The sequence below is a fragment of the Flavobacterium sp. B114r genome (genome assembly GCF_056824125.1).
In genome coordinates, this window is sequence record NZ_CP124858.1 from 4,880,983 (window position 1) to 4,898,049 (window position 17,067).

The window sequence follows — 17,067 nt, forward strand, 5'->3', positions numbered from 1 at the left end:
TGCTTGAGCATACTTTAAAGTATTCTTTGCTCATAATAAAGGTCGCTAATCCCTTTAAAACTCTTTTGGATGAAACAGTACTATTAGCTCCTGCTCAAATCAGGAGAATAGTATGATGCTATCGGGAAGTGTCACAGATCACTTTTTCAGATGATCGGTATCATTGGCAGGGGATGAAATTTAATACAAATTTGCATCAAATCACAAATCGTATGATACCTATCAGTATGCAGATCATCTGGCTTTTTATTTTGGCAATGCCTATTGCATGCGTTGCCTGGACGGTAACCCATGAGGAAGTATTCCGGGAGCCTAGAGACTATTGCACCCGGCGCAGTAAAACAGGCATCTCTATAGCAGAGCGAAAATTCTTTTATCTCTTTACCTGCGAATATTGTTTTAGCCATTACGTCACTATTGTTGTACTTATTGCTACGGGATATAAACTTCTCATGCAAAATTGGACCGGTTATCTCGTTGCAGGTTTCGCCCTGGTCTGGATCGCTAACGTTTATATGAGGCTCTTCGGTCTGCTTCGTCAGGATATTAAAAAGGAGAAAACCCAAATCACTGAAATTGAAAAAAGCATTTCATCGAAAGAAAATCTTCCTGACTAATCCAATAGCATGTTTTTTAGATTATCAGATATATCCTTAAAAAAGTGTTTTAGATCACTTTCAAATCTGCCGGGCATCATTTGCTGCCAACTTACCTAAATAGATCTTTGCAATAAGAAAATTTCTTAAAAAAATAAAATAGATACTAATGAAAACAACTATAATAACCTTTGCAGCAAGCGTCTCCCTGATGTTTTGCAACTGTAATACGGCATCAAAAAAAGACCTGAGCGATGCAAAAGACAATATCAATAAAGCCAATCGAGAGCTGCAACAGGCTGCAAAAGATTCCCGCGATGCAGCAAAGGAAAAAACAATAAGTGAGTGGAAAACTTTTAATGATAAATCTGAAAAAGATATGGAAGCCTTAAATGACCAGATCAGGCAATTTCAAAAAAAAATAACCACGGCAGATCAAAAAGAAAATTTGAGATTAAAAAATGAACTGAGCCAGAACCACGAGAAGCTCAAAGCAATGAGGGAAAAGCTACGTGAACGTAACGCTAAATTCGAAAATGGCATGCTCAAATTTGATGATTCCATTGTATCGAAAAATGAATCTTTCCAACGGGAGTTCAGCTACGATATGGATGAACTTGACAAAGCTGTTAAAGACCTTTTTAAAAATAATGTGAAATAATCTAAAAACAAATATCATGTCAATACAAACCACTGATCCCAATACCAATAGGCTTATCAAAAGTTTTGAAGAAATGACCGATGCATCCCTTGAAACAGCTGTTGCAACTGCAGAAGAAACTTTTCTGAACTGGAGAAAAACATCCTTTACCCAGCGAATTGACTTAATGCATAAAGTGGCCTCTCTAATGCGTAAAAAAAAGCAGGAACTTGCCCGGGTCATTACCCTTGAAATGGGAAAGCTGATCTCGCAGGCAGAAGCCGAGATTGATCTTAGCGCCAATATTATCGATTACTACGCAGATAATGGAGAACAATTCCTGTCTGACAAACACCTTGATCCTGAATACGGTAAGGCCTTTATACGTTATATGCCCCTGGGTGTAGTATTTGCGGTAGAGCCATGGAACTTCCCGTTTTATCAGGTAGCCCGTTTCGCAGGCCCTAATATCATTGCCGGAAATACCGTGCTTATTAAACACGCCTCCATTGTTCCCCAATGTGCCATCGCCATCGAAGAACTCTTCAATGAAGCCGGAGCTCCAAAAGGATTGTACACCAATCTTCTAATCTCTGGAAAAAGGGCTTCAGCACTTGTTTCTGATCAGAGAATCAAAGGGGTTTCCTTAACGGGAAGTGAAGCCGCCGGTGCAAGCCTGGCCGCAGAGGCTGGCCGAAACCTTAAAAAATCGGTTTTGGAACTTGGCGGAAACGATGCCTTTATTGTACTGGAAGACGCCGATATCGAAAAAACAGTCCATTGGGCCATGGTAGGAAGAATCAATAACAACGGACAATGCTGTGTGGCTTCAAAAAGATTTATAGTTGTTGAGGCTGTGGCCGATGAATTCCTTGCCAAATTTACCCAAAAAATGGCCAGCCTGAAAGTAGGTGATCCTATGGACAGAACAACAGAATTAGGTCCATTATGCAATGAGGAAGCTGCAGTACTGCTAGCCGATCAGGTCATGAGATCCGTAGATGCAGGGGCAAAAGTCGTGCTTGGAGGCAGCCGCCTGAAACGCGAAGGAGCTTTCATGGAGCCCACTATACTAACAGACCTAAAACCCGGAATGGCCGCTTATCATGAAGAACTCTTTGGTCCTGTGGCATCATTTTACAGGGTAAAAGATGAAAAGGCCGCCATTGACCTTGCAAACGACAGCCCATTCGGACTTGGAGGTTCTGTTTTCACCAGTGACATAGAACGCGGTAAACGCGTGGCAGACCAGATTGATACCGGAATGGTATTTATCAACCATCCTACCTGGACACAAGCCGATTTGCCTTTTGGAGGAACCAAAAGATCAGGCTACGGAAGGGAATTATCTGAACTTGGAATTAATGAATTTGTGAATAAAAAACTGATCCGCGTAAGCGCGCTCTCTGATCCTTTTTAAATCGATAATACCTATAGAAATCGTTACAAGGTTTAAAAACAGTTTTCAAACAAGATAATACTACACCAATGATAACAAAGGATAAGTATGCTTTTTCACAGGATGTAAAAATACATATAGAAAAACTTCATGAGATTGTCCGCAATTCCATTGAAGCTGAAGAGCTTATTGTACACAAGCTCTCCCATCCTGATATTGAAAACCTTAGCAGGGGAGAAAGAATTTCTGATATGGTGGCACGATTTGGCGGAAGCTGGAAATTTATAATCTCATTCTTTGTCATACTAATCCTTTGGATCACCTTTAACATTCTTGCTATCGGGATTTATGAATTTGATCCTTCTCCCTTTATCCTTCTCAATCTGATTCTTTCTTGTCTTGCAGCATTGCAGGCCCCTATTATCATGATGAGCCAAAACAGGCTTGAACAAAAAGACCGGATACGCAGTGAAAATGATTACCTCATCAACCTAAAGGCAGAAATGCAGATTCGAAGCCTCAATCAAAAGGTTGACTTACTGCTGGAAGAAGAAATAAAAACGCTGTTTGACGTACAGCAGAAACAGTATGATCTGCTTCGTTCTATCAATTCAAAACTGTCCGTAAAAAAAAGTAAGTGACCAGGCTACCTTTAGTATTTAAAAAATAAAACTAATAAATTTAAAAAATATCCCCTATGAAAACGAATGAAGAATTACAAAAAGACGTACAAGATGCCATTAAATGGGAACCGCTTTTGCATGCCGCAGAAATTGGCGTAATTGTTAAAGACGGCGTTGTGACCCTTACGGGAATTGTAGACAATTATTATAAAAAGACAGAAGCCGAAAATGCCGCCAAAAAAGTAGGTGGTGTCAAGGCAGTAGTTGAAAAAATTGAGATACAGGACGCGCGGCACTTTATAAAAAATGATACTGATATCGCTTCAGATCTGGTAAAATCCTTTTCAGAAAACCTATTGCTTCCTCATAATAACCTGACAGTTAAAGTTGAGGACGGCTGGGTTACACTGGAGGGTCAGCTGGGATGGAATTATCAAAAAGAGCTGGCCAGAAAATCTGCCACCGAACTCAGGGGTGTTAAAGGTGTTATGAACAATATCACTGTTCAGTCAGAATCAAACAGTGCCATTGAGAAAAAACACGTAGAGAATGCCTTAGCGCGCCATTGGGCCATAAATGCCAAGGATATTACAGTATCGGTATCAGGAACAACGGTAACACTTACTGGCGATGTTACCTCGCTCTACCAAAAAGAAGAAGCCGCCAGAATTACCTGGAATACACCCGGGGTTGCCTTTGTGAAAAATGAATTAATAGTCGATTATGACTATGCCTTTACAGAATAAAAAATTGATACTATTTATCTAAACATTAGTACTGAATTACAAAATAACTTCCCTGAATATGCTATGCCATTCAGGGATTTTTTTTAAAATAACTTCAATAAAATGTAATGAGGGTCACTTCGCGCAATGATATCCATCATTTCTAAACGCACCATGCTATTGCATCTTTGCCTGAGGATACTACAAAGATTCAAAACTAAAACTAAAAGCATCATAAATTCAATTTTATAGCGGTCAAGAGAAGAAAATTCACCTGTTCGGAAATCAGGTCCTAACCCAGTAAAATTGTTTTTTAAACTATAACCTAAATCAAATCTTATAATGATAGCCATCGTAAAAGAGCAGCTTACACAGGCAGGAAATTTTTCATTGTTCATAGGACGTTTTTTTAAAGAAATTTTTGTCCCTCCTTTTCAAATCAATGAATTCCTTCGCCAATGTTACACCATTGGATGCAAATCACTTCCCCTTGTAAGCATAACGGGCTTTATCATGGGTCTGGTACTAACCATTCAGTCGCGGCCGACCATGACAAAATTTGGGGCAGAATCCTGGCTGCCAAGTATGGTTTCGCTTTCCCTGATCAGGGAAATAGCACCAGTGGTTACAGCACTTATCTGCGCCGGAAAAATTGCATCAGGCATAGGCGCTGAACTGGGGTCAATGAAAGTATCCTCTCAAATCGATGCCATGGAAGTCTCTGCCGTGAATCCCTATAAATATCTGGTGGTTACCCGAATATTAGCCACAACACTAATGGTGCCGCTATTGGTTATTTTTGCTGATCTGGTGGGTATTTTTGGAGGTTACATTGGCTATAATATACACAATACCATTACAATGAGTAGGTATTTTTCAGAAGTCATTGAACATCTGGATTATCTGGATCTTATGCCCGCTACGATAAAAACGTTCTTCTTTGGATTTTTTATCGGGGTCATCGGCTGTTATAAAGGTTTTAATGCCTCAAGCGGTACGGCAAGCGTGGGACTTGCTGCAAATTCAGCAGTCGTAACAGCATCACTTTCTATTTTTATTGTCGATATGCTGGCAGTTCAAATCACCGATTTATTTTTTTAAACCATGAAAGACGAACCCATCATAAAAATCAAAAACCTCTACAAAGCCTTTGGGAAGAACAAAGTGCTTAAAGGGATTAGTTTTGAGGTAAACAAAGGCGAGGATCTTGTAATCCTGGGACGCTCCGGCTCAGGGAAATCAGTGGCAATAAAATGCCTTGTCGGCCTTCTGGATCCAGATAAAGGTAAAATGGAAATCCTCGGCACAGACATGACAAAACTTACCTATAAAGAACTCAATGAAATCAGGCTCAAAATAGGTTTTATGTTTCAGGATGGAGCCTTATACGATTCCATGTCGGTTCGTGAAAACCTGACTTTTACCCTCAAACACCATACGCGCCATTTGACAGAAGAAGACATTCAGCAGCAGATTATGGAAGCCCTGGACAGCGTTGGGCTAAAAGAAGCTATTGACAAGATGCCTTCTGAATTATCAGGCGGTATGGTCAAACGTATTAGCCTGGCACGAACGATAATTATCAAGCCCGAAATCATATTTTACGATGAACCCACAGCCGGACTTGATACCATTACGGCGCAGGAAATCAGCGAACTGATCTTATCGGTACAGAAAAAATACAAAGCAACCTCCATTATCATTACCCATGATATGATCTGCGCTAAAATGACCGGAAACCGCATCATCATTATCAAAGATGGTCTGATTCATGCGCAGGGCACCTATGAGGAACTCGAAAACAGTACTGATCAGTGGGTAAGATCATTCTTTTTTGCAAACAATTAATACCCCGACAGGCCCTCGCCTGTCTATTTAAATAATACCATCATGAAGAAAAAATCAGGCTATATCTGGAAATTGGGATTGTTTGTCATTGCCGCGCTGACGATTTTTCTCGTAGCGGTTTATTTTATTGGCAAAAGCCAAAACCTGTTTGGTGACACCTTCCAATTGAAAGCAAAATTCAAAAATGTCAGCGGACTCAAAAACGGCAATAATGTACTATTGTCCGGAATTAATATTGGTACCATAAAAGACATCTCCTTTATATCCGATTCTACCGTAGTGGTCGACATGATCATCAGGGAAGAAGTGCATCAATACATTAAAACTGATGCCTGGGCCAGTATTGGCTCCGATGGGCTAATGGGCGATAAAGTACTGACAATTTCTCCTAAAAACAGCTTCGCGCAAATGGTAAAAGACGGCGATATGATTGCTTCCAATGAAGCTGTCGGGATGGAAGATCTGATTGCCGGGCTCAAAAAAAGTGTTGACAATGCTCAGATCATCACCAAACAACTTTCTGAATTCAGCTATAAAATCAATAACGGAAAAGGCGCACTCTCTAAAGTATTAACCGATGAGAATTTTGCAAACAGTATCGATGTTACGATGAAAAACCTAAAGGAGAGTTCCAACGAATTTGCTGTTTTTACCAAAAAAATTAACGATAAGGACGGAACGTTATCAAAGCTCATGACTGATCCTTATTATGCCAACAGCATTAAAAAAACACTTTCTGGTTTTGAGAAAAGTGTCTCTGATTTAAATGTTTTTACCTCAAAACTAAATACAGGAAAAGGCATCCTGCCAAAACTGATCAGTGATGAGAAATTGTCCAATTCCTTAGATTCAACCTTAACAAATTTACAGACAGGCTCTAAGAATTTAATTGAAATCGAACTGGCTGCCAAGCAAAATTTCCTGCTTAGGGGTTATTTCAAAAAAAAGAAAAAACAAGAGGCAAAAAAAGAACTGGAACTGCAAAAAGCATCCGGTGCTAATTAAAAATATAAACCCAAAGAAAAAATGAACAGACTTCAAAACAAAGTAGTATTTATCACAGGTGGTAATTCAGGAATAGGAAAAGCCTCCGCTCTGGAAGCGGCGCGCGAAGGCGCGACAGTTGTAATTGCCGATCTTCCCGGAAAAGACCATCAACAGACAATTCTGGATATTGAAGCGCTGGGCGCTCCGTGTATGTTCGTCCCAATTGACGTCAGTGATGTTCAGAGCGTTAAAAAGGCCATTACAGCCACAGTTGAGAAATACGGCAGGCTTGATGTGGCGTTTAATAATGCAGGAATCGGCGGGGTATATTCAGGAATTCACGATATGCCTGAAGCAGTATGGGATAAACTAATCGCCGTGAATCTTACCGGCCAGTTCTATTGTGTTAAATACGAATTACAGCAATTTCTCAAACAAGGCGGTGGTGTTATTGTCAACATGTCTTCCCTCGGCGGATTAAAAGCCGAGCACGGTTTAGTTCCTTATACGGTTGCCAAACATGGAGTATTGGGATTAACAAAAAATATCGCCGTTCAATATGGTGCCCAAAACATACGCGGCAACGCTATATGTCCCTATTATGTAGAAACACCTTTACTGGGCGCCGCGCCGCAAACAGTCCATCAGGCCTGGATCGATGGCACTCCGGCCAAAAGGTTATGTACGCCTGAAGAAGTAGCCAAAACATTTATTTTTCTGGCCTGTGATGATTCGAGTTATTGCAATGGTACCCAAATTATTTTGGACGGCGGCGTACTGGCTTAAAGGTCTGCTTTATTATGACTTTGGCAACAGCTATGATATTGCACTTGCCAATAAGTAACAACGCTCACTTATTGCTGCGCTTTCTATCATTTTGGTTTGGCTCTAATAGTTTCAACTTTGCTCTGAAAATAAGCAATTCAAAAAAAACGAAAATGAAAACCACTACTTCAAAAAGAGCTCATATAAGAAACCTATCGAGTAAACTCTCGAGTATTCTTTGTGATGAGTACATCCTATTAACTAAAACTCAAAGTATCAATAACAGTTTACAGTCGATTGATTTTCAGGATAAATATCTTTTTTTTACAGCCCAATCCAGCGAAATTGATAGTATAATTGAGCGCGTTGAGAAACGTGTTCATGCCTCAGGTCATTATGCTGATGCCATGCTCAAGGCTTTTTTAAAGGTGACGCGGTTCAATAAAAAAAGAAAAAAAATAAATGATCGCGCAGGTTATATCAATGAATTGCTCGGTGATCATGAAAACCTTATTACGATACTAAAAAACAATACATCCCTGCTTGAAACGACTTCTAGAGACTGTAAAACAGATGATTTTGTTACCACACTAACCGAAAGCCATGAAAAAATGGCCTGGTTCCTTCGCTCCTACTTAAAATAATGCCTTTAATAAATTAAGAACAATCATGAAAACTAAAATAAAATTCACGCTTTTACTTCTGACCATAGTCTTCTCAGGGATGAACCAGACGGTTTTGGCACAATCCCATTTCAAAATTGGTACATCCAAAGTTAATGAAATGAAGATATCGGGAACCTCCACCTTCCACGACTGGACGATGAAAACGGCTTCTTTTTCAGGAAAAGCAGCATTTAATATCGATAGTGAAAATCAAATTACAAAACTCAGCGCTATTGAGTTTAACCTGCCGGTGCTCACCCTTAAAAGCGGTCAGAAAAAATTAGACAAAAATGCGTACAAAGCCCTGAAAACGGATCAGTTTAAAGAAATCCTGTACAAACAGGTCTCCGCTGAAGTAATGAGCTTCAGCAATTCCAAATTCCATATCAAAACAGCCGGAAAGCTTACCATTTCAGGTGTTACCAAAGATGTTGTTATTGATTTGTACTGTTTTGTAAATAAAGATGGAAGCATCAGCTGTGAGGGCAATTACCCCATAAACATGAGCGACTACAATGTTGCTGCACCTGTATTTATGGGCGGAGTCATGAAAACCGGTGATGCGATCAAACTTGAATTTTCTTTCCTTTTTGAAAAATCTTAATTCAGATGAAAAATATAATATTGCTATTACTGTGCCTTTGGATAACATTGGCACAGGCACAAAAGAAACCTATGCAGTATTTTAGGTACAACGACCAAAGAGGACTCAATGTTTTTGAAACCACCAAGAAGGACAGCTCCTCTTTTGAAGGCTTCACAGTAAAAATGGGAGGGAACTTAACATTGGATTTTCAGGGACTAAACCATCAAAATACAGCAACCCCTGTACTGATTGACGCAATAAACAGCAATGAACTTATTGATATTACCAATGGGTTCAATCTGGCTATGGCCAATATGAATCTCGATACGCAACTAGATGACGGAATACGAATGAACCTTACTATATATTTGTCATCAAGACACCATGAGGAAACCTGGGTCAAGGGAGGTTATATACAGTTTGATAAACTTTCTTTTCTAAAAAGCAATTTTATAAATCAGGCAATGAAATATGTAACTCTTAAAGTAGGCGCCTACGACGTAGACTATGGGGATCAGCACTTTAGAAGGAGTGACGGAGGAAACGCCATTTACAACCCTTTTATTGAAAACTACATCATGGATGAATTTGCTACTGAAATTGGAGGTGAAGTATATTACCATGACAATTCAGGCATGATGATCATGCTGGGACTCACAAATGGCGCCCTGAACCCAACTGTGGTGGTTTCCACTAAAATAGATGCGGCAACAGGAGAATTAAACAAACCCACAGCGGCATTACATGGTAAAATAGGTTATGATAAACAATTCGACAAAGATTTACGACTAAGGCTTACCGGTTCCTTTTACCATGTAAAAAGAGCTTTGAACAATACCCTTTTTGCAGGTGACCGGACCGGTTCCCATTATTTTTATGTATTGGAGAATACAACTGCAACGGCTGTTGACAATTTCAGATCCGGACGTTACAATCCAGAATTCAGCCAAGAGGTAACCGCATTAATGTTTAATCCCTTTCTGAAATTTAAAGGATTAGAAATTTTTGGAACCTATGAAGTTGCCAAAGGAAGAAAAATTACCCAGTCAGATACCCACCAGGTTGTACAGTCTGCTATTGATCTAATTTATAGATTTCCTGCCGGAAAAGAAAATTTCTGGATTGCAGGAAGGTACAATACCCTAACTGATTCTCCGCTAAATCAAAATGACCAAAAAATCAATAGAGTCACAGCTTCTGCCGGCTGGTTCTTAACTAAAAATATCCTGATCAAAGCGGAGTACGTAAACCAGAAGTATAAAAATTTTCAGCCTAGCGATATCAGAAATGGCGGGCAATTCGACGGCTTTATGTTAGAATCAACGGTGGGATTTTAAATATGTCAAAAAGATACTTGTAAAAAGTGTCTAACATCAATTATGAAAATGAGCAGAGTCATTTTGTAAGGCTAAAGTTCTGCTCATTTTTGTATCCATATAATACCTCTGGTTTTATTTCAATAAATCAGATATCAAAGATAACATCTATAAAAATTTAAATTATGAAAGCAAATTCAAAAAAAATGGCCGCTGAAATAACAACGGCAATTACCACTGCACTAACCGCAAAATCAAACACAAAAAAGATTCTGAAAACAATTGACAATACAGCCAAAAAGATAGCTAAAAAAATCAATAAGAGAATCGTTAAAACTACTGCAGGAGTTAAAGGAAAGAAACTAAAAAAAGCTCAAAAAATAAAAAAAGGCCAAAATGGAATGCTGCCCGAGGTGAAAAAAAATAAATTACTCACAGAGATGGCGGCCGACGAAATTAAAGCCAATTAAAATATCCTGCAATTAAAGAAAACCTGAACATAACAGTACCTATTGTTATGTTCATTTTAATTAAAGACTTCCCCCTTTCAAATTATACTGTCGAAAAATCCAAGCTAATACCTCCCCGATGAAATATAAATACGCATTGATTTTCTTAATATGCGGTACCTGGCTAATGTCCCGGGCAGATTCTGTGAATCATATTCAAAAACATTTTCAGGAAAATCTTTCGCAAATCGACACCACAAAAATTGCTGCTTTTTTTGACTCCTATCCTAAATTCAGCCCGTATCAGGCTCAGGTACATCTACTCTACAAAAAACATGGCGATTATATTTGGTACAACAACAAAGGACTTGTTGAATTTGCCTATGCACTGCACAAACAGGTAGGGCAAATGAGACAAGAAGGGCTTCCTGTAGAGATACCCTATGAAACCCAATGGGAAAAAATCTTTGAACAAAATGCCAGTACAATTCCAAATTTAGAATCTGAGCTACTGATCAGCTGCATGTATTTTTTCTATACTACCAAAGTTTTTAGTGGATTTACCATAGGAAAAAGCGAAGAAACAGGATGGTATCTTCCCAGAGAAAATGCTTCCAACGTGGCATACATTGACACCCTTGTACAGGGAATTGAATCTAAAAAAGAATTCAAACACGACTATTTTAATCAATATTATCCCCTTAAAGAGGCTTTAAAAAAATATCTTGAAATTGAAAAAAACGGAGGCTGGAAAATTGTTAAATTTGAAAAAGAAATCAAATCCTTTCATCAGGGCGATTCTTCCACTACGATAAAAGAGGTCAGAAACAGACTTTTTTTAGAGGGTTTTGTCAAAGAGGATAACGCATCTCTTGTTTTTGATCAAACCATAACTGACGGCATTTTAGCTTATGGAACCAGTCAAAATCATGATTTTGAAAACAAGATCACGCCCAAACTTATTGAAATGCTTAATGTTCCTGTAGAGAGTAGGATCAAAACCATTTCGGTTAATATGGAAAGATGCCGCTGGATCAGTCCTAAAATAAATACTGCGCAGGAATATATCGCAGTAAACATACCTTCCTACAAACTGCTCTATTATCGTGATGGAAAACCAATTCTTGTTTACAAAGTGGTAGTAGGAAAGGAATTTCATAAAACCATAGTATTTAGTGGCAATATCAGTTATTTAGCTTTCAGCCCATACTGGAATGTACCCACGAGTATTCTTAAAAAAGAAATACTACCCAAGATAAAAAAGAATCCTAATTACCTTGAAAATCAGAATATGGAATGGCATGACGGACAAGTAAGGCAGAAACCTGGAGGTAGTAACGCATTGGGATATGTGAAATTTATGTTTCCAAACTCCCATAACATTTACCTTCATGATTCGCCATCAAAATCCTTTTTCAATAAAGACAAAAGGGCTTTTAGCCATGGATGCGTACGGGTTGAAAAAGCCCGTGATCTTGCAATCGCTATTATGGAAAAAGAAGCGAACTGGAGTATCAAAAAAGTGGATGAAGCCATGCATTTAGGAAAAGAAAACACCTATGTGCTCCAGGATAAAATCCCCGTCTATATTGCTTACTTTACTGCTTGGGCTGACGGCAGTGGAAATATTGCCTTTTACGATGACCTTTATAATCGGGACAATGCACTGGCCAAAGTACTTTTTGAAAATTAAGTTTATGGCCTGCCAATTTAAGAAATCCCAATGGAGTACCCATTGGGATTTTTCTGTTATATCAATTTTTCATCTTGCTTATTTTCATGTAATCCAGAATTTTCAGCTGGCTGCCTTTTTTTTCTATTAATCCTTCATTTCTAAACTCGGTTAAGGTCCTGCTCACGGTTTCTGAAGCCGTTCCTGACATCGCCGCCAGATCATCCCTTGTTACATTGATGCTATCCCCTTTTGCGGCTTCTTCCTGACGAAAGAGTCTCAGCAGGGATTCGGCAATGCGCTTTCTGACCGACTGATAGGCCAGTTGCAGCAAATGAGTGTCCTTGCTCCTTATCTCATTCGATAAGATTTTAATGAATTTTTCGGCTACATCAGGATATAGTTTTAGCAATTCTTCGAGCTGTTCTTTTGGAAAAAAACAGACCTGACTATCTTCCAGTGCTGTTGCAGTATCGGTGTAGGTATCATCAGAAAGAATTGTATTGACCCCTAAAAAATCATTGGCATGGTACATACCGGTCATCAGTTCACGACCGTCTTCAGACATCTTAACTGTTTTGATTTTACCTGAGATCACCAGGTAAAGACCTATAGCCCGATCCCCTTCATAGTGAATAATCTGGTTTTTCTTAAAGGGCCTGTGAATATGCTCCTCTATCATTTTTTTTAGCTCGGAAAGTCCTTCCCTATCCCCTACTAAACTCCCAAGCTGTCCCAGGGACTGGCTGTAAAAATCCCTTTCTGAATTCTTTTTGTTCAGCCTGCTTTCAATGGCCTGTAAAAGTTCCATATCATCAAAAGGTTTGGTCAAGTAATCATCTGCTCCCATTTCCATGGCCTTTCGCAAATCAATTCTTTCGGATTTGGCAGTTATAAAAATAAAAGGAATAGTGCTTGTTTTTGGATTTTTATTCAGCATATACAATACACCGTAACCGTCCAGTTCGGGCATCATAATATCACATAAAATAATATCGGGCAGGTTTACAACAGCAGATTCAACCCCTATTTTACCATTATTGGCCTGATAAATGGTGTAACCTGCCAAAGTAAGTATTTCGGCAATATTTTCCCTAATGTCATTATGGTCTTCAATAATCAATACTTTGCTCATGATATGGGAAATGTTAGGGTGAATAATGTTCCTTCTTGTTCATTGCTTTTAAAATCAGCTGTTCCCTTCATAAGTGAAACGTAACGGCTCACTATATTCAGACCTAGCCCAGTCCCAGGGATACTGCCGGTGTTATACGCTCTGAAAAAAGCCTGAAACAAATGTTTTTGTTCTTCCAAAGGAATACCGATTCCGTCATCATGAACTGAAATGATATAATCTAAATCATTAATTTCTGTTGTAAAATCAATACAGCAGCTGTCTCCGGAATACTTTATGGCATTTCCAATTAAATTAATGGCACAATTCTTTAACAAATTAGCATCGAGGTATATCATGGTTTGATCTCCGAGATGTTTACAAATGATATTTTGGCTGGGTTTGGCCAGAAGCTGCATTTCTTCGGTTATTTCTTCGCCAAATTTAACCAGATCAAAACAAGTGAACTCAGGCTTCATTTTGCCTATTTCCAATTTTTCAACATACAGAAAGTCATTGAGTATCGCCGTTAGGCTCTTTACCGAATTTTTGATCTTGCCAATATGTTTTCCGATAGGTTCACTTTCAAAAGGTATAGCGTATTTTTCAATTAGTGAGGCCGATAACTGCACATTGCTGAGCGGTGTGCGAAATTCATGGGAAGCCATCGATAAAAACCGGTTTTTTAATTTACTGAGCTCTTTTTCCTTTTCCAGGGAAATACTCACTTTTTCTTTTGCCTTTTCCAAGGCAAAAATAGTATCGTTGAGCGATTTTGTCCTCTCCTCGACAAGTTCCTCCAGATGAGATGCATAATCCTTATACTTTTCCTCATCTATTTTCTGCTGGGATAGATCATGAATAAAACCGGCATAAATAGTCCTGCCTGAATATTTTACCTCACTAACTCCAAGTTTCATTGGAAACAGAGCACCGCCTTTACGCATTCCTGTCAGTTCACGCCCCACACCAATTATGCTGGCTTTTCTTGTTGTTTTGTATTTACTTAAATAGTTATTGTGCCTTTCCTTATCCGGAGAAGGCATAAGCATTGAAATGTTTTTACCTATAACTTCCTCTGGCTGATAACCAAAAAGTACACAGCCGGCTGGATTAATAGTTTCGATAGTACCAATGTCATCTATGGTAATGATGCCATCCAAAGCATTTTGTACAAGAGCGTATAACAGGGCGGCATTGTCCATCATCAAATCGATCAAATTATGATGATCCTTATAAAGGTCGGCTATTTAAAAATGGGAAGTTACATTCTGCCTGAATTTCACACTATAATTAACACATTATCATTCATTTAACAACAAACAAAACTTATTCTGATAATTTTAACCGCTCCATCTACTTTTAAAAAATCTTTAATAATGGATTGACATTTTTAAATAAGTAAAATTTAATAGAGTGACCTTTTCTTATCGGTTTAATCGTTGTCTATTTTTTATTCTAAAAGTGCCCTACATCATTTTTATTGCTGATGACTGTCATTTCCAGTTCCTTGCTTCTACCTCAACTTTGTATTAGTAATAAAGAATACAATTTAAGTTTTCAGTCGAATTTTAATTTAAAGGAACAAGAACGAAAAAGAATGAAATTTTACAGAGAGATGTTCTGGATACCATAAAATGGGAACCGCAATTATCAAATAGAAAGCCCCGAATTTTCGAAACATAAAAAACAATCTCAAAGTAATTAAGAAAACCTGCAAAGAAAATACAGGATGTGTTTATAAAATAACTCATTAAAAACTATCAATATGAAAAACACAAATACATTAGTCGCCTTTTATGCCACGCATCAAAAGGCGGAAACAGCTATTAAAAAGCTCGAAAAAAGCGGATTCGATATGACCAAACTATCCATAATAGGAACAGACTACCATACTGACGAAACTGTAACAGGTTACTACACCGTAGGAGATCGAATGAAAAAATGGGGAAGTTTTGGAGCCTTTTGGGGAGGCTTCTGGGGTTTACTATTTGGATCTGCTTTCTTTTTTATTCCCGGACTTGGGCCTCTACTTGTTGCCGGGCCGCTTGTTTCAGCTATTATTGGGGCTCTAGAAGGTGCAGCCTTACTGGGTGGTACCAGTGTTATTGCAGCTGCCTTAGTTAGTTTGGGTATTCCAAACGATGAAGTGCTAAAATATGAAACAGAAATAAAGGCAGGCAAATTTATGCTCTTGGCACACGGAAACAAAATCAATATTGAAAATGCCCGAAAAGTGCTGAGGCTTCATGTCCCAAAAGAAAACGGTGTGAAAAACGAAGAATCCATTTCTGCTGAGGAAATTGAAGCCGCGGCAATGCAATAAGAAAGAAAACATTAAAACTTATACCTTAAAAAAATGAAAACTATAAATCAATTAGGAATTTACCTGGATCATGCCTCCGCCAATTTGATCGATTTTACCGATAAAGAGAGTGAGACTATAATCTCTGAATTTGATATTCAGGATAAACATGAAACCCTGCAAAGAAGCGAAAGTGAAATGCACCATAAAGAGCAGGATAAACAAAGGTCATATTTTAAGAAAATTGCGACGCTCGCCATTGGCTACAATGAAATCGTTTTATTTGGTCCTACTACGGCAAAAACTGAATTACTGCACTTCTTGCAAAAAGACAACAGTTTTATCAAAATCAAAATAGAAGCCGAAAATACGCCAAAAATGAATCTTCAGGAGCAAGAGGTTTTTGTTCACGACCATTTTAAAAAGTTTGACTTTAAAAATAGTTGAGATGGAAAATATACTTTTTAAAATAAACTGCTATACCCTGCAAAATGGAATTGTAATCAAAACCATTGCCTTATACCAGAGCATTCGATATTATCTGGGAATTGTATTTCCAATCTGATGCGTAAGCCTAACTATTACCCTGGATAAAACTTTTTCAAGGGGCATTAATTACAAAAAAATTATAAATTTTTAAATACATACATTATGAAAACCAACGAAGAATTACAAAAAGACGTTCAAAATGCTATCAAATGGGAACCGCTTTTACATGCCGCAGAAATTGGAGTAACTGTAAAAGATGGTGTCGTAACCCTTACGGGCATTGTAGACGGATATTTTAAGAAAAAGGAAGCTGAAAATGCGGCCAAAAATGTATCCGGGGTAAAGGCCGTTGTTGAGGAAATAGAAATCAAATACTCTAATACCTTTACCAAAACAGACAATGATATTGCCCATGAAGTATTAAAAGCCTTGAAAGACAATTGGGCCGTAGCTGAAGACCGTCTTAAGGTAAAAGTAGAAGACGGATGGGTTACCCTTGAGGGCGAACTAACCTGGAATTTTCAGAGACAAGATGCCAAGACTGCTATCAGCTTCCTTCCTGGAGTTAAAGGAGTGACCAATGAAATCAAAATTAAATCCGACATCAAGGATGCCATTGAAAAAAAAGATGTCGAAAAAGCGCTCGCAAGAAGCTGGTCACTTAACGCTAAAGATATTACAGTTACTGTAAATGGCACCAATGTAAAATTAACCGGTTTTGTTGATTCTGTTTACCAAAAAGATCAAGCTGAGAAAATCGTCTGGAAAACTCCGGGGATCTGGTCCATTGACAATGACCTTGTTGTGGAATATGATTATGCCTTATTATAAAGGTTAAAAAAATAGAGGGCAACGTCCTCTATTTTTATTTTAAGTTTGAGCCTGATT

At 38.4% G+C, this 17,067-nt stretch carries 20 protein-coding genes; 17 read left to right on the forward strand and 3 right to left on the reverse strand.

Annotated elements, in window-relative coordinates; translation table 11 throughout:
- Nucleotides 1-212: 212 nt before the first annotated feature.
- The 5 genes from QLQ94_RS20340 to QLQ94_RS20360 all read left to right on the forward strand — a co-directional run bounded on the left by QLQ94_RS20340 (nt 213) and on the right by QLQ94_RS20360 (nt 4,004).
- Nucleotides 213-617, forward strand: coding sequence for a hypothetical protein (locus QLQ94_RS20340; RefSeq protein WP_271337390.1), 405 nt, complete (start codon nt 213-215; stop codon nt 615-617).
- A gap of 148 nt (nt 618-765) precedes the next feature.
- A complete protein-coding gene (locus tag QLQ94_RS20345) occupies nt 766-1,257 on the forward strand; it encodes a hypothetical protein (RefSeq protein WP_271337389.1) in 492 nt (163 codons plus the stop codon).
- A gap of 16 nt (nt 1,258-1,273) precedes the next feature.
- On the forward strand, nt 1,274-2,656 hold the full coding sequence (locus QLQ94_RS20350) for an NAD-dependent succinate-semialdehyde dehydrogenase (RefSeq protein ID WP_271337388.1): 1,383 nt from the start codon (nt 1,274-1,276) through the stop codon (nt 2,654-2,656).
- Nucleotides 2,657-2,724: 68 nt separating this feature from the next.
- Nucleotides 2,725-3,276, forward strand: coding sequence for a DUF1003 domain-containing protein (locus tag QLQ94_RS20355; protein ID WP_271337387.1), 552 nt, complete (start codon nt 2,725-2,727; stop codon nt 3,274-3,276).
- Nucleotides 3,277-3,332: 56 nt separating this feature from the next.
- Entirely contained in the window at nt 3,333-4,004 is a 672-nt protein-coding gene (locus tag QLQ94_RS20360; RefSeq protein ID WP_271337386.1) for a BON domain-containing protein, read from the forward strand.
- An 83-nt stretch (nt 4,005-4,087) separates the two neighbouring features.
- On the opposite strand, the gene QLQ94_RS20365 is transcribed toward QLQ94_RS20360, so the two are convergent.
- Nucleotides 4,088-4,381, reverse strand: coding sequence for a hypothetical protein (locus QLQ94_RS20365; RefSeq protein ID WP_482500007.1), 294 nt, complete (start codon nt 4,379-4,381; stop codon nt 4,088-4,090).
- Here QLQ94_RS20365 and QLQ94_RS20370 point away from each other — a divergent pair.
- The 9 genes from QLQ94_RS20370 to QLQ94_RS20410 all read left to right on the forward strand — a co-directional run bounded on the left by QLQ94_RS20370 (nt 4,326) and on the right by QLQ94_RS20410 (nt 12,292).
- A complete protein-coding gene (locus QLQ94_RS20370) occupies nt 4,326-5,084 on the forward strand; it encodes an MlaE family ABC transporter permease (protein ID WP_271337385.1) in 759 nt (252 codons plus the stop codon). The genes QLQ94_RS20365 and QLQ94_RS20370 overlap by 56 nt on opposite strands.
- A 3-nt stretch (nt 5,085-5,087) precedes the next feature.
- A complete protein-coding gene (locus QLQ94_RS20375) occupies nt 5,088-5,831 on the forward strand; it encodes an ABC transporter ATP-binding protein (protein ID WP_271337384.1) in 744 nt (247 codons plus the stop codon).
- 42 nt (nt 5,832-5,873) lie between these two features.
- Nucleotides 5,874-6,836 carry an MlaD family protein gene (locus tag QLQ94_RS20380; RefSeq protein WP_271337383.1) on the forward strand — a complete coding sequence of 321 codons (963 nt, stop codon included), beginning with the start codon at nt 5,874-5,876 and terminating at the stop codon, nt 6,834-6,836.
- A 21-nt stretch (nt 6,837-6,857) separates the two neighbouring features.
- Entirely contained in the window at nt 6,858-7,604 is a 747-nt protein-coding gene (locus tag QLQ94_RS20385) for an SDR family NAD(P)-dependent oxidoreductase (protein ID WP_271337382.1), read from the forward strand.
- Between the two features lie 152 nt (nt 7,605-7,756).
- Nucleotides 7,757-8,227, forward strand: coding sequence for a ferritin-like domain-containing protein (locus QLQ94_RS20390; RefSeq protein ID WP_271337380.1), 471 nt, complete (start codon nt 7,757-7,759; stop codon nt 8,225-8,227).
- Between the two features lie 25 nt (nt 8,228-8,252).
- Complete coding sequence (locus QLQ94_RS20395; protein ID WP_271337379.1) at nt 8,253-8,852, forward strand: YceI family protein; 600 nt, start codon at nt 8,253-8,255, stop codon at nt 8,850-8,852.
- 5 nt (nt 8,853-8,857) lie between these two features.
- Nucleotides 8,858-10,171 (forward strand): hypothetical protein, encoded by a 1,314-nt coding sequence (locus QLQ94_RS20400; protein WP_271337378.1) that lies wholly within the window; start codon nt 8,858-8,860, stop codon nt 10,169-10,171.
- 164 nt (nt 10,172-10,335) lie between these two features.
- Nucleotides 10,336-10,620 carry a hypothetical protein gene (locus QLQ94_RS20405; protein WP_271337377.1) on the forward strand — a complete coding sequence of 95 codons (285 nt, stop codon included), beginning with the start codon at nt 10,336-10,338 and terminating at the stop codon, nt 10,618-10,620.
- A gap of 118 nt (nt 10,621-10,738) precedes the next feature.
- Nucleotides 10,739-12,292 (forward strand): L,D-transpeptidase family protein, encoded by a 1,554-nt coding sequence (locus QLQ94_RS20410; RefSeq protein ID WP_271337376.1) that lies wholly within the window; start codon nt 10,739-10,741, stop codon nt 12,290-12,292.
- A gap of 61 nt (nt 12,293-12,353) precedes the next feature.
- On the opposite strand, the gene QLQ94_RS20415 is transcribed toward QLQ94_RS20410, so the two are convergent.
- Both QLQ94_RS20415 and QLQ94_RS20420 read right to left on the reverse strand, forming a co-directional pair.
- Nucleotides 12,354-13,406 (reverse strand): response regulator, encoded by a 1,053-nt coding sequence (locus QLQ94_RS20415; RefSeq protein WP_271337375.1) that lies wholly within the window; start codon nt 13,404-13,406, stop codon nt 12,354-12,356.
- On the reverse strand, nt 13,403-14,593 hold the full coding sequence (locus QLQ94_RS20420; RefSeq protein WP_482498368.1) for a PAS domain-containing sensor histidine kinase: 1,191 nt from the start codon (nt 14,591-14,593) through the stop codon (nt 13,403-13,405). Before QLQ94_RS20420 ends, QLQ94_RS20415 begins: the two co-directional genes overlap by 4 nt.
- A gap of 560 nt (nt 14,594-15,153) precedes the next feature.
- On the opposite strand from QLQ94_RS20420, the gene QLQ94_RS20425 reads away from it, so the two are divergent.
- From QLQ94_RS20425 to QLQ94_RS20435, 3 genes are all read left to right on the forward strand, one after another.
- On the forward strand, nt 15,154-15,711 hold the full coding sequence (locus QLQ94_RS20425) for a general stress protein (RefSeq protein WP_271337373.1): 558 nt from the start codon (nt 15,154-15,156) through the stop codon (nt 15,709-15,711).
- Nucleotides 15,712-15,744: 33 nt separating this feature from the next.
- The gene (locus tag QLQ94_RS20430; protein WP_271337372.1) at nt 15,745-16,137 is read left to right on the forward strand and encodes a hypothetical protein; all 393 of its coding nucleotides are present in this window, start codon (nt 15,745-15,747) and stop codon (nt 16,135-16,137) included.
- A 204-nt stretch (nt 16,138-16,341) separates the two neighbouring features.
- Nucleotides 16,342-17,010, forward strand: a complete 669-nt coding sequence (locus tag QLQ94_RS20435) for a BON domain-containing protein (RefSeq protein WP_271337371.1) — start codon at nt 16,342-16,344, stop codon at nt 17,008-17,010.
- Nucleotides 17,011-17,067 lie beyond the last annotated feature (57 nt).

Bases quoted from the DNA above. Each gene is read 5' to 3' on its own strand.
- QLQ94_RS20340 (WP_271337390.1), top strand. From the start codon at position 213: ATGATACCTATCAGTATGCAGATCATCTGGCTTTTTATTTTGGCAATG.
- QLQ94_RS20345 (WP_271337389.1), top strand. From the start codon at position 766: ATGAAAACAACTATAATAACCTTTGCAGCAAGCGTCTCCCTGATGTTT.
- QLQ94_RS20350 (WP_271337388.1), top strand. From the start codon at position 1,274: ATGTCAATACAAACCACTGATCCCAATACCAATAGGCTTATCAAAAGT.
- QLQ94_RS20355 (WP_271337387.1), top strand. From the start codon at position 2,725: ATGATAACAAAGGATAAGTATGCTTTTTCACAGGATGTAAAAATACAT.
- QLQ94_RS20360 (WP_271337386.1), top strand. From the start codon at position 3,333: ATGAAAACGAATGAAGAATTACAAAAAGACGTACAAGATGCCATTAAA.
- QLQ94_RS20370 (WP_271337385.1), top strand. From the start codon at position 4,326: ATGATAGCCATCGTAAAAGAGCAGCTTACACAGGCAGGAAATTTTTCA.
- QLQ94_RS20365 (WP_482500007.1), bottom strand. From the start codon at position 4,381: ATGAACAATGAAAAATTTCCTGCCTGTGTAAGCTGCTCTTTTACGATG.
- QLQ94_RS20375 (WP_271337384.1), top strand. From the start codon at position 5,088: ATGAAAGACGAACCCATCATAAAAATCAAAAACCTCTACAAAGCCTTT.
- QLQ94_RS20380 (WP_271337383.1), top strand. From the start codon at position 5,874: ATGAAGAAAAAATCAGGCTATATCTGGAAATTGGGATTGTTTGTCATT.
- QLQ94_RS20385 (WP_271337382.1), top strand. From the start codon at position 6,858: ATGAACAGACTTCAAAACAAAGTAGTATTTATCACAGGTGGTAATTCA.
- QLQ94_RS20390 (WP_271337380.1), top strand. From the start codon at position 7,757: ATGAAAACCACTACTTCAAAAAGAGCTCATATAAGAAACCTATCGAGT.
- QLQ94_RS20395 (WP_271337379.1), top strand. From the start codon at position 8,253: ATGAAAACTAAAATAAAATTCACGCTTTTACTTCTGACCATAGTCTTC.
- QLQ94_RS20400 (WP_271337378.1), top strand. From the start codon at position 8,858: ATGAAAAATATAATATTGCTATTACTGTGCCTTTGGATAACATTGGCA.
- QLQ94_RS20405 (WP_271337377.1), top strand. From the start codon at position 10,336: ATGAAAGCAAATTCAAAAAAAATGGCCGCTGAAATAACAACGGCAATT.
- QLQ94_RS20410 (WP_271337376.1), top strand. From the start codon at position 10,739: ATGAAATATAAATACGCATTGATTTTCTTAATATGCGGTACCTGGCTA.
- QLQ94_RS20415 (WP_271337375.1), bottom strand. From the start codon at position 13,406: ATGAGCAAAGTATTGATTATTGAAGACCATAATGACATTAGGGAAAAT.
- QLQ94_RS20420 (WP_482498368.1), bottom strand. From the start codon at position 14,593: ATGATGGACAATGCCGCCCTGTTATACGCTCTTGTACAAAATGCTTTG.
- QLQ94_RS20425 (WP_271337373.1), top strand. From the start codon at position 15,154: ATGAAAAACACAAATACATTAGTCGCCTTTTATGCCACGCATCAAAAG.
- QLQ94_RS20430 (WP_271337372.1), top strand. From the start codon at position 15,745: ATGAAAACTATAAATCAATTAGGAATTTACCTGGATCATGCCTCCGCC.
- QLQ94_RS20435 (WP_271337371.1), top strand. From the start codon at position 16,342: ATGAAAACCAACGAAGAATTACAAAAAGACGTTCAAAATGCTATCAAA.